The sequence below is a fragment of the Corallococcus carmarthensis genome (assembly GCF_003611695.1).
In the GTDB taxonomy this organism is placed as follows: domain Bacteria; phylum Myxococcota; class Myxococcia; order Myxococcales; family Myxococcaceae; genus Corallococcus; species Corallococcus carmarthensis.
Genome location: NZ_RAWE01000128.1, coordinates 13,662 through 27,841 on the forward strand (window position 1 = coordinate 13,662; position 14,180 = coordinate 27,841).

General features: G+C 70.7%; 11 protein-coding genes. 6 read left to right on the plus strand and 5 right to left on the minus strand.

Features of this window, described 5'->3' with window-relative positions:
• Positions 1-14: 14 nt before the first annotated feature.
• From serA to D7X32_RS28135, 3 genes are all read right to left on the minus strand, one after another.
• Positions 15-1,268, minus strand: a complete 1,254-nt coding sequence (gene serA / locus D7X32_RS28125; RefSeq protein ID WP_120605649.1) for a phosphoglycerate dehydrogenase — start codon at positions 1,266-1,268, stop codon at positions 15-17.
• Between the two features lie 163 nt (positions 1,269-1,431).
• Positions 1,432-3,078 (minus strand): serine protease, encoded by a 1,647-nt coding sequence (locus D7X32_RS28130; protein WP_120605650.1) that lies wholly within the window; start codon positions 3,076-3,078, stop codon positions 1,432-1,434.
• A gap of 124 nt (positions 3,079-3,202) precedes the next feature.
• Positions 3,203-3,580, minus strand: coding sequence for an STAS/SEC14 domain-containing protein (locus D7X32_RS28135; protein ID WP_120605651.1), 378 nt, complete (start codon positions 3,578-3,580; stop codon positions 3,203-3,205).
• Between the two features lie 287 nt (positions 3,581-3,867).
• Here D7X32_RS28135 and D7X32_RS28140 point away from each other — a divergent pair, with 287 nt between their 5' ends.
• Complete coding sequence (locus D7X32_RS28140) at positions 3,868-4,899, plus strand: class I SAM-dependent methyltransferase (RefSeq protein WP_120605652.1); 1,032 nt, start codon at positions 3,868-3,870, stop codon at positions 4,897-4,899.
• A 7-nt stretch (positions 4,900-4,906) separates the two neighbouring features.
• Here D7X32_RS28140 and D7X32_RS28145 read toward each other — a convergent pair whose 3' ends face one another.
• Positions 4,907-9,865 carry a GAF domain-containing sensor histidine kinase gene (locus tag D7X32_RS28145; RefSeq protein WP_120605653.1) on the minus strand — a complete coding sequence of 1,653 codons (4,959 nt, stop codon included), beginning with the start codon at positions 9,863-9,865 and terminating at the stop codon, positions 4,907-4,909.
• Between the two features lie 445 nt (positions 9,866-10,310).
• On the opposite strand from D7X32_RS28145, the gene D7X32_RS28150 reads away from it, so the two are divergent.
• The 5 genes from D7X32_RS28150 (at position 10,311) to D7X32_RS28170 (ending at position 13,785) form a co-directional block, all read left to right on the plus strand.
• A complete protein-coding gene (locus D7X32_RS28150; protein WP_120605654.1) occupies positions 10,311-11,291 on the plus strand; it encodes a fumarylacetoacetate hydrolase family protein in 981 nt (326 codons plus the stop codon).
• The gene (maiA, locus tag D7X32_RS28155) at positions 11,288-11,947 is read left to right on the plus strand and encodes a maleylacetoacetate isomerase (protein WP_120605655.1); all 660 of its coding nucleotides are present in this window, start codon (positions 11,288-11,290) and stop codon (positions 11,945-11,947) included. Before D7X32_RS28150 ends, maiA begins: the two co-directional genes overlap by 4 nt.
• Before the next feature lie 37 nt (positions 11,948-11,984).
• The gene (gene hppD / locus D7X32_RS28160) at positions 11,985-13,148 is read left to right on the plus strand and encodes a 4-hydroxyphenylpyruvate dioxygenase (RefSeq protein WP_120605656.1); all 1,164 of its coding nucleotides are present in this window, start codon (positions 11,985-11,987) and stop codon (positions 13,146-13,148) included.
• 104 nt (positions 13,149-13,252) lie between these two features.
• Positions 13,253-13,546 (plus strand): hypothetical protein, encoded by a 294-nt coding sequence (locus D7X32_RS28165; protein ID WP_147450300.1) that lies wholly within the window; start codon positions 13,253-13,255, stop codon positions 13,544-13,546.
• Complete coding sequence (locus D7X32_RS28170) at positions 13,543-13,785, plus strand: hypothetical protein (RefSeq protein ID WP_120605658.1); 243 nt, start codon at positions 13,543-13,545, stop codon at positions 13,783-13,785. The genes D7X32_RS28165 and D7X32_RS28170 overlap by 4 nt, the downstream gene beginning before the upstream one ends.
• A 15-nt stretch (positions 13,786-13,800) precedes the next feature.
• Here the strand turns inward: D7X32_RS28170 and ygfZ are convergent.
• The coding region (gene ygfZ, locus D7X32_RS28175) for a CAF17-like 4Fe-4S cluster assembly/insertion protein YgfZ (RefSeq protein WP_279635624.1) at positions 13,801-14,180 on the minus strand (380 nt) is incomplete at its 5' end.

Genomic DNA, 14,180 nt, shown 5'->3' on the forward strand with positions numbered 1-14,180 from the left:
CAGCGCCCGGCGTCTCACGACACGATGCGCGTCTTGATGTCCGTCTCCAGCCCGGCGATGGCCTCGCACACCTGGCGGGACACGTCCTGGTCCAGGTCCATCACCAGGTAGCCCACGTTGGCGTCCGTGCTCAGCACCTGCGCGTGGATGTTGGCGTTGAGGTCGGACACGATGCGGTTGATGTCACGCAGCACGCCCGGCGTGTTGCGGTGCACGTTGATGATGCGGTGGGTGCCCGGGTTGATGGGCGCCTCCACGTTGGGGAAGTTCACCGCGCCCGTCGTCGCGCCGCCCTTCACGAACTTGAGCAGCGAGGTGGCCACCTCCTTGCCAATGGACGCCTGCGCCTCCTCCGTGGAGCCGCCGATGTGCGGCGTGAGCACCACGTTGGGCAGCCCCTGCAGCTCCGTCACGAAGCCGTCCGAGTTGCCCTCCGGCTCCTCCGGGTACACGTCCACCGCCGCGCCGCCCAGGTGCTTGGAGCGCAGCGCCTGCGCCAGCGCCGGGATGTCCACCACCGTGCCGCGGCTGGCGTTGATGAGGCACGCGCCCGGCTTCATCGCCGCCAGCTGCTCCGGCCCCATCAGCAGATGGGTGGAGGCCAGCGCCGGCACGTGCAGCGTCACGAAGTCCGACTCCGCCAGCAGCGCGTTCAGCGTGGGCACCGACCGCGAGTTGCCCAGGGGCAGCTTCGTCATCACGTCGTAGTAGAGGACGCGCATGCCCAGGGCTTCCGCCAGCACGCCCAGCTGCGAACCGATGTGCCCGTAGCCGATGATGCCCAGCGTCTTGCCGCGCACCTCGTGGCTGCCCGTGGCCACCTTGCGCCACTGCCCCGTGTGCACCTCGCGGCTGCGGTCGAAGAGCTGGCGCGTCAGCACCACCACCTCCGCCAGCACCATCTCCGCCACGCTGCGCGTGTTGCTGAACGGCGCGTTGAACACCGGCACGCCGTGCACGCTGGAGGCGAGCAGATCCACCTGGTTGGTGCCGATGCAGAAGGCCCCAATCGCCAAGAGGTCGTCCGCGTACTTCAGGGACTCCTCCGGCACCGTCGTCTTGCTGCGGATGCCCAACAGGTGCACGCCCTTCAGGCGCTCCGCCAGGTCCTCCGGCTTGAGCGCCGCGGACAGCCGCTCCACCTGGAAGCCCTCCGCCGTCAGCATCTCCTGGGCCGAGGCATGGATGTTCTCCAGCAGCAGGACTCGCAGCGGGCCCTCGGTGCTCACGGGGCGGCGGGGCGACGGCGGAAAGCGGGGTGTGCTCATGGCGCCTTGCGTTAGACCCCGCCCTTTCAGGTGTCAAGCCTCGGGTGGGGAGGGAAGCCCCTCAAGGAGGGGGAGCTGCGGGCCAAAAGACACCGGGCCCGCCACTCCCCACGTTAGCAGTGGGGAGTGACGGGCCCGGAAGGGAAGCAGGGACGCGAAAAGGCTACTGGATGGTCCAGGCCACCGTGCCGCTGCACGCGCTGCTACCGAAGCAGCCCACGCGGATCTGGTACGTGCCGCCCGCGCTCGCCGGCGCGGTGTAGGCCGCGTGGGACAGCGAGCCGCACGCGTCGTCGTTGAACGTCACCTGCTGGCCGGCCGCGTTGAACAGGCGCACCACCGTGTCACCCGTGCCGGACGCGCCCGCCACGCCGCAGCTGCCGAAGGACAGCGACTGGCCGGCCTGGAGCGTCACGTCGCCGTTCGCCGTGCCCGTGGTGGCGTTGGCGGTGTTGCTGACGTCGAAGGCGAAGGAGCCCTGGGTGGCCGCGCTGCCCTGGGTGATTTCCCAGGCCACCGTGCCGCCGCAGCTGCCGTTCTGGTAGCAGCCGGCGCGGACTTCATAGGTGCCCGCGACGGTGGCCGTGTAGGTGATCTTCGAACCGACGCCGCCGCACCCGTCGTCGTTGGAGGCGACCTCCGTGCCGGACGGGCCGCGCAGGCGCAGCCAGGAGTCACCGCTGGTCAGGGCCGCGCCGGTGACGCCGCAGGTGCCCACGGTGAGCTTCTGGCCGGCCGTGAGCGTCACCGTGCCGTTGACGGTGCTGCGCGTGGCGCTGGCGGTGTTGGTCGCGGTGAAGTCGTACTTCGTCGCCGGGGGCGGCGTGGTGTTGCACAGCCGCTGGTTGGTGGTGCGCGCGCACAGGTCGGTGATGGCCTGGCTCACGTAGGTGATCTCCTCACCGCCGCAGGCCGTCTCCTTGCACACGTTGACCACGTTGCAGCCCGCGCCCGTGCGCGGCACGTAGTCCGTGTCGCCGCGCACCAGGATGCCCGCGACGGTGTTGGTGGCCGTCTCGTACACGCCGGAGCCGGAGTTGCCCGCGAAGGTGTCCGTGGTGGCGACGAAGTAGTCCTTGAGGGTGGCGTTGTTCGTGCGGACGGAGCCGCCCGAGTCGATCTTGAACGGGATGCCGCTGCCGCTGCCGATGACGGCCACGTTCTGGCCCACCGTCATGGGGTTGTTGCCCGCACGCACCGGGGCGGGGGTGAAGCGCGGCGCCGCCGAGCGGTCCAGCCGGATGATGGCGAAGTCCATTTCGCCGGCGCTGGTCGACGCCAGCTGCTGCACCACGATGCTCTTGCAGGAGAAGACGTCCTGGCTGGTGATGGTCTCCAGCGTGCCTTCCGCCGTCTTGTAGAACTTGAAGACGAGGCGCGTGTCGGCGCAGTCCGCCGCCGTCTCCACGCAGTGGCCCGCGGTCAGCACCAGGTCATCGTCGATGAGCGTGCCGGAGCAGAAGGCCGGCGCCGGGTCGTCGCGGAAGCGCTGGTCCGTGCAGAGGTTCTCCCACTCGTCCAGCGTCGTGCCGTTCAGGACGACGTTGTTCGGGTTCGACGTGTCGACGTCTTCCGGGAACAACAGCGCCACGGTGGACTGCCGCGCCCGGTCCCGCAGGGCCGCGCTGGGGTGCGCGTAGACGTCCTGGCGGTCGTCGGTGCCGTAGACGACCGGCGCGCTGGACTCGGTCAGCGGCGGCTGCTGCTCGGGCGTGCCCGACTCGGGGGCCGGCCCACAGGCCAGGGCGGTGAGGGTACAGAACAGGGTGCCGAGCAGCTTCGCTCGGTAGGCGGGGGCGGACACGGACATGCGGGGTGACTCCTGACGGGTACTGCGACAGACACAGCGAAGGAATGGGGTGTCACTGGAAGACGTAGGCGGACCCGTGCGGTCGCAAGGAAGGACGGGGGGGAGGGGATGCCGGGGGTTGGCTTCAGTCGGCGTCGGGCGCTTCGAGCCAGGACAGGGCCTCGGAGCGCGACTCGAAGGTCTTCGCCGGGATGGTGAGGCCCGCGTTCTTGGTCATGCGCCACGCCTGCAGGCCGCTGCCGGGGTCCTGCACCACGCGCGCGGAGCGCTTCATGCCGCGCTGCTGGGCGTAGGCGTTCAGCCGCGCCATCTCCCCCACCACCGTGGAGGGCATCACCCGCAGCTTGGACTGGTCCACCAGCGCGGACCACTCCGCGCCCCCACGGGCCGAGATGTCCTTCTTCAGTTGCTCGACGTACTCGGTCACGTCCTTCGGCGTCACTTCCGAGGGATAGATGATCTCGATGATGTCGTGGGGCAGGTGGGCGATTTCAATCTTCATGCGCGGCTTGCGGCTCTCTTCCAGGCGGGGCGCGCCATCCTAACCGCAGTGCCTGTCGCCGGATACCGCGTGCCCCCGCAATCCCTCCCCCGGGCTGGGGATGTCGGGCCTTGCGGGTAGAACGGTGCCCGTCCAGTCCCACCGGACCCGGTGCGTCACGCCACGTGCGCGGGGTCTGGGCCGGGCGGTGCGCGGGGGGACGGCCGGCTGGCTGGAGTCGGGCCTGGCGAAAGGCGGAGGCGCGGGAAGTGGATGCCCTCCTCTCCCAGGTTGTCAGGATGATGCCTATGCGCCAGCCCATCTTGTCGGTCCACGGCGCGGCTCTCCCGGTCGCGCCTGAAACCAACCACCTTGTCCTGGTGAACGCCTCTGGGGAGGAAGCGCCACAAGCAGAGGAAGCATTCACGGAGGCGCGGGAGTGGTTGGACGCGCTGCACGCCCGGATGATGCAGGGTCCGGACGAAACGCTACATGACGGCATGACGGCCCTGCACGGGGGCCTCATCGAGCGGCGGCGGCAGTGGAGCCCGGAGGTGTGGAAGCGCTTCTGCCAGGAGCTGGCGCGCAAGCACCCGATGCGCCCCTTCCTGCACCAGTGCCCCTTCACCCGGCACGCCTTCGAACGGCCGCGCGGCTACGCGGGGGACGCGGCCCTCATCGACTACCTCTACATGGACCACGCGGCGGACGAGCTGCACGCGGGCCGCGAAATCTACCGCTACATGCACGGGCAGCCCTCCGCGTGCAGCGTGCGCGAGCGCCGGACGCTGCTCGCGCGGATGATGGACGAGACGGCCGGGCGACGGCCCGACGGGCGCGTGCTGTCGGTGGCGTGCGGGCACCTGCGGGAGGCGGAGTCGTCACGCGCGGTGGCGGAGCGCCGGCTCCAGGAGCTCATCGCGTTCGACCAGGACCCGGTGAGCCTGGCGGAGATTTCCCGCCTGCACCCGGACGGCATCGTGCGGCCGGTGTGTGGCTCGGTCCGCTCGCTGCTCGCGGGCAAGGCGACGTTCACGGACCTGGACTTCGCGTACTCCGCCGGGCTGTACGACTACCTGTCGGACTCCGTGGCCGCCCGCCTGACCGCGCTCCTGTTCCAGATGCTGCGCCCGGGGGGCCGCCTGCTGGTGGCCAACTTCGCGGTGCACCCGCCGGAGACGGGCTACATGGAGGCCTTCATGGACTGGTGGCTCACCTACCGGGACGAGGACGGCATGCGCGGCCTCCTGTCGGAGACGCCGCTGGAGCAGGTGGAGAACGTGCGGCTGTTCCGCGACTCGCAGGACAACGTCATCTACCTGGAAGTGACGCGCCGCTAGCGCCGCTTCAGTGCATCGGCGAGCCGGACCGGGGCAGGGTCACCGTGAAGGTGGAGCCCTGCTCCGGGGCGCTGGCGACGTCGATGTTGCCGCCCAGCGCCTGGACGATTTCGCGGACGATCCACAGCCCCAGCCCGAAGCCGCCGTAGTGGCGCACGGAGACGGCGCGCTCGAAGCGCTCGAAGATGCGGGCCCGGTCCTCCTCCGCGATGCCGATGCCGTGGTCGCGCACCTCCAGCCGCACGCGCGTGGCGTCCCCGTCCAGCGTCACCTCCACGGGCTTGCCGGCGCCGTACTTCATCGCGTTGGTCAGCAGGTTGCCCACCACCTGCTCCAGCCGGAGCGCGTCCCAGTGGCCCACGAGCCGTGGCTCGCTGGCGTGGAAGCGCACCTCGCACTCCGCGCGGACCAGGGCCTCGCGGCTGCGCTCCAACTGGCCGCGCACCAGCGATACCAGGTCCACGTCCTCGCGCTTGATGTGCAGCTGGCCCTGCGCGATGCGGGAGATGTCCAACAGGTCGTTGACCAGCTTCCCCAGCCGCTGCGTCTGCGAGTAGGCGGACTCCAGCTTCGCGGTCAGCTTCTCCGGCGCCATGGGGGCGCCCTTCGCCTTGGCCTGGAGCCCCTGGATGTGCAGCTGCAGCGACGTCAGCGGCGTCTTCAGCTCGTGCGCGGCGATGGACAGGAAGTCGTCGCGGCGGCGCACGGCCTCCTGCTCTTCTCGATAGAGGCGACCCTGCTCCTCGGAGAGGGCGGCGACGCGCTCGAAGTTCTCCGCGTTCTCCAGCGCCGCGCTCGCGAGCACCGCCACGAAGGACGCCAGGCGCTCCTCGTCCTCGCCGAACAGCGCGCCCACCTTGCGGTGGCTGGCCACCACGCACGCCACCGTCGTGCCGCGCACCTGGAGCGGCGCGCACAGGAGCGAGCGCACGCCGAGCAGCTCCATGCTCTCACTGATGCCGCCGGGCAGCCCCTGGCCCAGCACGGTGATGCGGCCAGTCTCCAGCGCACGAGCGAGCGCGGTGCGGCTGAGGCCCTGGTTCTTCGCGTCCTCCTCCGGCACCACCGCGCGCGGATCCACGACGGCGCAGCGCTCCGCGCGCAGCAGGTCCTGCATGGACTGGCGGGCCGTTTCGAAGACGGCCTCGCGCGACAGGGCGGAGGCGAGCCTGCGCCCCACCTCCAGCACGCGCGGGAAGCGGTCCACCAGCGACAGCGTCTCCACGCCCGTGCCGTGCTCCGCCTCCCGGTGCAGGCCGTCCTCCATGGCCTCCAATTCGCGCGCGGCCGTCTCCAGGTCGCGCGCGGCGCCGGGCCAGCCCTGCACCCGTCCCACCTCGCCGCGGGCCTGGAGCGTCAGCGCGCGCTCCTGGCGCATCTCCAGTTGTTCGGCCACGCGCAGGGCTTCGTCCAGGTGCTTGCGCGCCCGGGCGGGACGGCCGCGCAGCGCGCACATCAGGCCGCGCTCGCGCAGCGCGTGGGGCAGGTTGTTGCGGTAGGTGCGCGCGACGTCGTGGGCGCGCTTCGCGACGCCTTCGGCCTCCTTCAGGAGCCGGTCGCGCTGCTTGGGGTTCAGGGGGCTGGCCTGCTGCGCCAGGCGCCGGCGCGCGGTGGCGAGCCACGGGGTGATGGGGGCCACGTACTCCTGGCGCAGGTGCGCTTCCTCCACCACGCGCTCGGCGCGCTCCAGCACCTCCGCGGCGCGCGCGGGTTCGTTCTCACGCAACAGGCGCAGGCCTTCCGCCTGGAGCACGCCCGCGAAGGACTGCGGATCCGTGGCGGTGGGCGCCGCCAGCTCCGTCTCCAGCAGCGCCGCGGGGATGCGGCCCCCGGTGGACTTGGCCCACGCCTCCAGGCCCAGCCGCAGCGAATACCGGTCCCCCAGCGCGAGCGCCGCCGCGTGCAGCTTCTGGCTCACCGCCGCGGCCTCCTTCAGGCGGCCCAGGCGGTAGAGCGACATGGCGATCTGGAAGGTGGCGTTGTTCACCTCCCACGGGTCTCCGGTGCGCTCCAGCAGGCGCACCGCTTCGCGGCACTTCTCGATGCAGTCCTTGAAGCGCGACGAGGCGTAGAGGGCCAGGCCGTAGAAGTGCAACGACTGGCCCTGGCCCCACACGTCGCCCAGCTGCTGGCGCAGGGCCAGCGACTTCTCCGCGTAGGCATACGCGCGCTGGAACCAGGGCAGGGTGGTGAGCGCGGGCGAGTGCGCGGAGTACGCCTGCGCCAGCTCAGGCGTGGGCGGGTAGCGCTCCGCCAGGTTCATGTCGCGCAGGTGCGCCCACAGCACCGCGGCGCGGCCCCGCTGGTACCAGTAGCCGTACGCGAGCCGGCTGTAGAGGTTGACCGCGAGCAGGTCCTCCTCGCCCTGGGCCAGGGACTTGCGGCCCAGCCACATGCGCGGGGCCACGGTGTGCGCGGCCTGCGTGAGGATCTCCCACGCGGCGCTCGCGCCGGTGGACAGCGTGCCGGGCGGCACCCAGCGGCCCAGGAGCTTCAGGCCCTGTTCCAGGTAGGCGTTGGCCTGCACCGTCTGGCCGCGCTTGAAGGCGAGCTCCCCCAGGTTCCCCAGCGTGCGGCCCTGCTCCAGCCGGTCGCGCGCCAGCGCCTGCGCGGCTTCCAGCTGCCGCTGTGCCTCGTCGTAGCGGCCGCGCATCATCAGCGCGGTGCCCAGCCCGGACGCGATGCGATAGCGGGTGTGCGCGTCCGCGGCCCCCGCGCCGCGTTCGGCGATGCGGTAGTTCACCTCCGCGGTGTCCAATGAGAAGCGCTGGCGCGCCTGCTCCGCGGCCACCAGCGCGTAGGGCAGGGCCTGCGCGCTCTCACCCGCCGCGTCGAAGTGGTAGGCCAGTTCGAACGGGTCGTTGGGCACGGACTGCTGGGCGGCGCGCGCGGCCAGCCGGTGCAGCTCGCGGCGCTCCTCCGGGGAGAGCAGGTCCAGCAGCACCTCGCGCAGCTTGTCGTGCACGAAGGTGGAGCGCGTGCCTTCGGTCCACAGCATGTGCCTGCGGCGCGGCGGCTCCAGCGCGGTGGTGACGGCCTCCAGCGGCGTGCCGGACAGGGCCGCCACCGCCCTCGCGTCGAAGGACTTGCCCAGCACGGCGCCCACGCTGAGCACGTGCAGGGACTCCGGCGGCAACAGGCGCAGGCGCCGCACCAGGAAGGTGGCCGCCTGCCGCGACGAGCGCGCGTGCGCCATCGCCTCCGGCTGCACCAGCCACCCATCCGGACCGGGCATGAGGACGCCGTCCTCCACCAGCCCGTGCAGCACCGCGGAGGCCATGAACGGATTGCCCTCCGCCAGCCGCGTCACCAGCTCCACGGCCTCCGGCGGCAGCACGCCCGCCATGGACTCCGCCAGCAGCGCCACCTCCGCCGCGCCAAAGGCGGACAGCTTGAGGTGCGCGCCCGGCGTCAGCCGCCGCAGCACGTGGCCCGCGTGGATGTCCTCGCTGCGGAAGGACACGATGAGCAGGAGCCGCCCGTCCCCCGCGCGGCGGCCCTGGCACCACGCCTCCAGCGCGCGCAGCGTGAGCGTGTCCGCCCACTGGCAATCCTCCAGCACCACCACCGCGGGCGCGTCCGGCGTGCCCAGCGCGCCCAGCAGCGAGGTGAGGCTCCAGACGCTGCGGCTCTCGCTGAGGGACTCCGGCCCCAGGCCCTGGGACTGCGGCGCCTGCGCGTCCGGGAAGAACACCTCCGTGAGCGTGGGCAGCACCGTGCACAGGCCGGCCTCCTGGCCCGCGAGCCGCTCCCGCAGCAACGCGCCCAGCGCGGGCTGGTCGCGCACCGCGGCGGCGATGCCCTCCGCCACGCCCGCGAAGAGCTGGAAGGGACGCTGCGCGGCCTGGTCCTGCGCCTGGCCATGCAGCACCCACGCGCGCTGGCCCGCGGCCCGCGCGGAGAACTCCTCCAACAGCCGGCTCTTGCCGCCGCCAGATTCTCCCTCCACCACCACGGCGCGCGAACCGTCCGCTTGCGCGTGCTCGAGCTCGCGCTCCAGCGTCAGCAGCTCCTCGCGGCGTCCCACGAAGGACGGCTCGGTGAGGCTCTGGCGGTGGTCGTGCGCGCCGGTGACGAGCGCGGGCTCCGCTTCACCCCGGGACAGCGCGGCCTCCAGCGCGTTCAAGTCCGCGAGCGCGGCGTCCGCGGACTGGTAGCGGTCGCGCGGATCCGTCTGGCTCAGGCGGGAGATGAGCTCCTCCATCGCCAGCGGCACCTCCACGCCCACCAGCCTCAAGCGCGGGTGCGCGGTGAGGTGCAGGCGCAGCACCTCGCCCACGGTCGCGCCCTCCAGCGCGGGGCGGCCCGACAGCGCCTCGAAGAGCACCAGGCCCACCGCGTACAGGTCCGACGGCGCCTCCACCGGCCGGTTGATGAGCCCCGCCTGCTCTGGCGACAGGTAGCGCGCGGTGCCCACGGGCAGGTCGCGCAGGGACGGGTCCAACCGCTCGCTGCGCGACAGGCCGAAGTCGGTGAGCCACGCGCCGGACAGCGGGTGGTCGCGCACCAGGATGTTGGAGGGCTTCACGTCGCGGTGCAGGACGCCCTCGCGGTGCGCCTCCGCGAGCGCCTTCAGCAGGCGCTGCCCCAGGACGATGGCTTCCGGCAGGGACAGGGGGCCCCGCTGCAGGCGCGCCTCCAGCGTCTCGCCGTCCACCCAGGGCGTGACGAGGTAGAGCAGGTCGTCGAAGGTGCCCAGGTCGCGCACGGGCACCAATGCGGGGCTGTGCAGCCGCGACAGCACCTCCGCCTCGTGCTCCAGCCGGTGGCGGGCCGTGGGGACGAAGGCGGACAGGGGGGTGACCTTCACGAGCACGCGCTCGTGCGTGAGGAGGTCCAACCCCTGCCAGGTGGAGATGCCCCGGCCGGCCTTCACCCGCTGGCGCAACTCGTAACGGTTGCCCAGCCGCTGGCCCGGGTGTGGCTCCCCAGGGGTGTCGCCGGCCTGTTGGAAGCCTTGCGCCATTCAGTACCCTCGCGAGCCCCTCGACCCCGTCGCCCCGGCGGCGCGGTCGGCCGGACGTCCCTCTTCCACAAGCTGGGTTGCCGCCCGGATCCCTGCCAGGGGGGAGCGGCCCACGCCATGCGCGCGCTGCTCGGGATTTGAACAGTCGGCACGTTCCTGCTTCCCGCCCCCGTCCCCCGGTGCCCCCTGTCCGTTCGTGGGGCAGGCGGCCTGCCTGGCGGACTCGTGGGTTTCCACGAGGCCCCGACGTGGGGAAGTGCGCGCTTCGTCCTTCAGCCGACAGCCACGCGAATGCGAGCAGGCAGCCGCGTTGCTGGGGGGAACGGCTATGGCGCGCCGCGTTCAACGGGCGTGCTTGACTCCCCTGGGGCCCCGGCGGAAAAGCCCGTCGGGTCAGGCGGCCTCCCCCTTCCTTCCCCCCACAGGCCGCCGAGGGAGCGCGGAATTGAAGCTCGCGACGCTCAAGGACGGAACCCGCGACGGGCGGCTCATCGTCGTCAAGCGGGACAACTCCGCCTACGCGCTGGCCACCAACGTGGCCCTCACGCTGCAAGCGGCCCTGGATGACTGGGACGCGAAGGAGCCGCAGCTGCGCGCGCTGGCGCAGCAACTGGAAGCGGGCGCGGTGCAGAGCCGCCCGCTGGACGTGAAGGCACTGCACGCGCCCCTGCCGCGCGCCTACGAATGGGTGGACGGCAGCGCGTACATCAACCACGTGGTGCTGGTGCGCAAGGCGCGCAACGCCGAACCGCCCGCCACGCTGCGCACGGATCCGCTGGTGTACCAGGGCGGCTCCGGTGACTTCCTCGCGCCCACGCAGGACATCCCCCTGCGCGACGAGGCGTGGGGCCTGGATTTCGAGAGCGAGGTCGTCGTCGTGCTGGGCGACACGCCCATGGGCACGAAGGCCGAGGACGCGGACAAGCACATCAAGCTGGTGATGATCGCCAACGACGTGTCGCTGCGGAACCTCATCCCGGAGGAGCTGGCCAAGGGCTTCGGCTTCTTCCAGAGCAAGCCCGCCACCGCGTTCGGCCCCTTCGCGCTGACGCCGGACGAGCTGGGCGCGGCATGGCACGACGGCCGGGTGCACCTGCGCATGCGCAGCACGCTCAACGGCCAGCTCGTGGGGGACGCGGACGCGGGCCCGGAGATGCACTTCTCCTTCCGGGACCTCATCCAGCACCTGACGCGCACGCGCGCCTTCACCGCGGGCACCATCCTGGGCAGCGGCACGGTGTCCAACGCGGACCGCACGCGCGGCATCTCCTGCCTCGCCGAGCGCCGGATGATTGAAACCATCGACGAGGGGCAGGCGAAGACGCCCTTCATGAAGCCCGGCGACACCATCGAAATCGAGATGCTGGATGGGGAGGGGCACAGCCTCTTCGGCCGCATCGCCCAGACGGTGGTGAAGGCGCCATGAAGAACCTCAAGCTGCACGGCTACTGGCGCTCGTCCGCGTCCTGGCGCGCGCGCATCGCGCTCCACTGGAAGGGCCTTCCCTTCGAGTACCTCGCGGTGCACCTGCTCAAGGACGGCGGCCAGCAGTTCACGCCGGACTACCGCGCGTTGAACCCCATGGCCCGCGTGCCCACGCTGGAGTGGACGGAAGCGGACGGGCAGGCACGCAAGCTGTCCGAGTCCATGGCCATCCTGGAGTACCTGGAGGAGCGCGTGCCCTCGCCCGCCCTCCTGCCCACCGATGCTTACCTGCGCGCGAAGGTGCGCATGCTGGCGGAGATGGTGAACGCCGGCATGCAGCCCCTGCAGAACACGTCGGTAACGCTGCGCATCAAGAACGAGCTGAAGGCGGACGAGAAGGCCTGGGCGGCGCACTGGAACGCGCACGGGCTGACGGCGCTGGAGGCGGCGGTACAGGCGACGGCGGGGCGTTATTGTGTGGGAGACGCAGTGTCGTTCGCGGACGTCCTGCTCGTTCCCCAGCTCTACGGGGCCCGCCGGTTCGGTGTAGACCTGAAGCCCTATCCCACGCTGCTGCGCATCGAGGCGGCGTGCAACGAACTCCCCGCCTTCCAGGCGGCGCAGCCGGACCGGCAGCCCGACGCGCAGCCGGCGTAGTCACGAACCACTTTCTTCATCACGAGGAGTCAGCGACATGGCCAAGCAGGAATCGCTGGGCATCAAGGCCCTGGAGAGCATCCACTGGTACGTGCACGACCTGGAGCGCAGCCGCCAGTTCTACACGAAGGGGTTGGACTTCGCGGAGGTGGCGGTGTCCGGGCCGGAGCTGGACGCGCACGGCAAGCAGAAGTCCGCGCTGTTCCAGGCGGGTGAGATTGCCCTGGTGGTGAGCCAGCCCGTCGGAGAGGGGGGCAGGGCGTGGCGCTACCTGCGCAAGCACCCGGACGGCGTGGGCACGCTGAACTTCGAAGTGGAGGACGTGGAGAAGACGTTCAAGCTGCTGGAGCAGCGCGGCGCCACGTTCATCACGGACATCCAGCGCTTCACGGACGACGCGGGCGGCAAGCTGGCGTTCTTCTCCATCACCACGCCGTTCGGTGACACCACGTTCCGCTTCCTGCAGCGGAACAACTACAAGTCCATCTACCCGGGCTTCCAGGTGCACGCGCAGCCCAAGGGCGGCAAGAACAAGTACGGCTTCGACAAGCTGGACCACGTCACGTCGAACTTCCAGACGATGAAGCCCATGCTCCTGTGGATGGAGCACGTGATGGGCTTCGAGAAGTTCTGGCACATCGAGTTCCACACCGAGGACGTGGCGTCGCAGCAGAAGCGCGACCACGGCAGCGGCCTGAAGTCGGAAGTGATGTGGGATCCGAAGAGCGGCGTGAAGTTCGCGAACAACGAGCCCAAGTTCCCGTTCTTCAAGGCCAGCCAGATCAACATCTTCAACGAGGACCACCGCGGTGACGGCGTGCAGCACCTGGCCATCACGGTGAAGGACATCCTGACGTCCGTGAAGGACATGCGGCAGAACGCGGGCATCCAGTTCATGCCCACGCCGGGCTCGTACTACGACGCGCTGCCGGAGCGCATCCAACACATGGGCATCAAGAAGATCGACGAGGACATCAACGTCCTGCGCGACCTGGAGGTGCTCATCGACGGTGACAAGGAGCGCAGCTACATGCTCCAGATCTTCATGAAGGACGCGGCGAGCCTCTACAAGCAGGCGGACGCGGGCCCGTTCTTCTACGAAATCATCCAGCGCAAGGGCGACCAGGGCTTCGGCGGCGGCAACTTCCGCGCCCTGTTCGAAAGCATCGAGCGCGCGCAGAAGGCGGAAGGGCGCGTCTAGGCCTTCCCCCCCGCGCGTTCGCGGAATGAAAGCCCCACCCTCGCTTCCTTCCGGGAAGCGGGCGGTGGGGTTTCTTCGTCAGGGGAATGGCCTATCTTTTCCCCATGCGAATGCTCATGCCGCTGTTGCTGGTGGGGGCGGCGGGGTGGGGCTGCCAGGCCGCCGGGGATAAGGCGCCAACGAAGGCGTCCCTGGACTGCACTGCCACCTACGTCGCCTGTGGTTGCGGCTGCTGCGGCGGCGTGGAGCCGGAGGTGCGGTGTCTGTCCTGCGCGAACAGGGATGACCTCCAGGCCCTCATCCAGAAGGACCAGGAGGCGAAGAAGGATCCGCAGTGCGCCGTCGAGGGCTGCTCCACGGGAACGAAGTACGTGTACTGCGACGCCAATTCGCCATGACCCTCCTCGAACCCGTCATGATGTTGGGCGCCGCCCTGGGAGGCCTGGCGGGTGCGATCTGGGGCTTCGGGTCGGGAATCCTGTGGGCGGTGGCAGGCCTGCTAGGAGGCGTCGTGCTGGGCGCCATCCTCTTCCCGCTGGTGATGGCGGCCCTGGGGATCGGGATCATGATGATCACCCAGGGGCCGCGCGCGGCGTTATGTGAGCTGCGGGGGAAATCGCCTCCGGAGCGCCGCTGACCGCATCGACACCGCTCAAGCAGCGGTGAAGGGCAGGGCGGCCACCGTGACGGTGCCCGCGCCTTCCCCGCCCAGCGTCAGCTCCGTGCCTGGCTCCAGCGAGTCGCGGTGCACGTAGCCCAGCGCCACCCGCTGGCCCTTCACCGGGGACGTCACCACGCTCGTGACCCAGCCCACCTTCTTCTCCCCGCGGCGCAGCTCCGTGCCGGGCGCCACGTCCTTCTCACCCAGCAAGAGCCCCGCCAGCTTGCGGTTCATGTGGCCGCGGAAGGTGGCCCGGGCGATGACCTCCTGCCCGATGTAGCAACCCTTGTTGTAGGAGATGGCGTTCGTGAGGTTCGCCTCCAGCGGGATGGTGGTGTCCACCATGTCCTGCCCGTAGCGCGGCACCAGGA

Excerpts from the sequence above, each read along its gene's own strand:
- serA (WP_120605649.1), bottom strand. The coding sequence starts at position 1,268 with ATGAGCACACCCCGCTTTCCGCCGTCGCCCCGCCGCCCCGTGAGCACC.
- D7X32_RS28130 (WP_120605650.1), bottom strand. The coding sequence starts at position 3,078 with ATGTCCGTGTCCGCCCCCGCCTACCGAGCGAAGCTGCTCGGCACCCTG.
- D7X32_RS28135 (WP_120605651.1), bottom strand. The coding sequence starts at position 3,580 with ATGAAGATTGAAATCGCCCACCTGCCCCACGACATCATCGAGATCATC.
- D7X32_RS28140 (WP_120605652.1), top strand. The coding sequence starts at position 3,868 with ATGCGCCAGCCCATCTTGTCGGTCCACGGCGCGGCTCTCCCGGTCGCG.
- D7X32_RS28145 (WP_120605653.1), bottom strand. The coding sequence starts at position 9,865 with ATGGCGCAAGGCTTCCAACAGGCCGGCGACACCCCTGGGGAGCCACAC.
- maiA (WP_120605655.1), top strand. The coding sequence starts at position 11,288 with ATGAAGAACCTCAAGCTGCACGGCTACTGGCGCTCGTCCGCGTCCTGG.
- hppD (WP_120605656.1), top strand. The coding sequence starts at position 11,985 with ATGGCCAAGCAGGAATCGCTGGGCATCAAGGCCCTGGAGAGCATCCAC.
- D7X32_RS28165 (WP_147450300.1), top strand. The coding sequence starts at position 13,253 with ATGCGAATGCTCATGCCGCTGTTGCTGGTGGGGGCGGCGGGGTGGGGC.
- D7X32_RS28170 (WP_120605658.1), top strand. The coding sequence starts at position 13,543 with ATGACCCTCCTCGAACCCGTCATGATGTTGGGCGCCGCCCTGGGAGGC.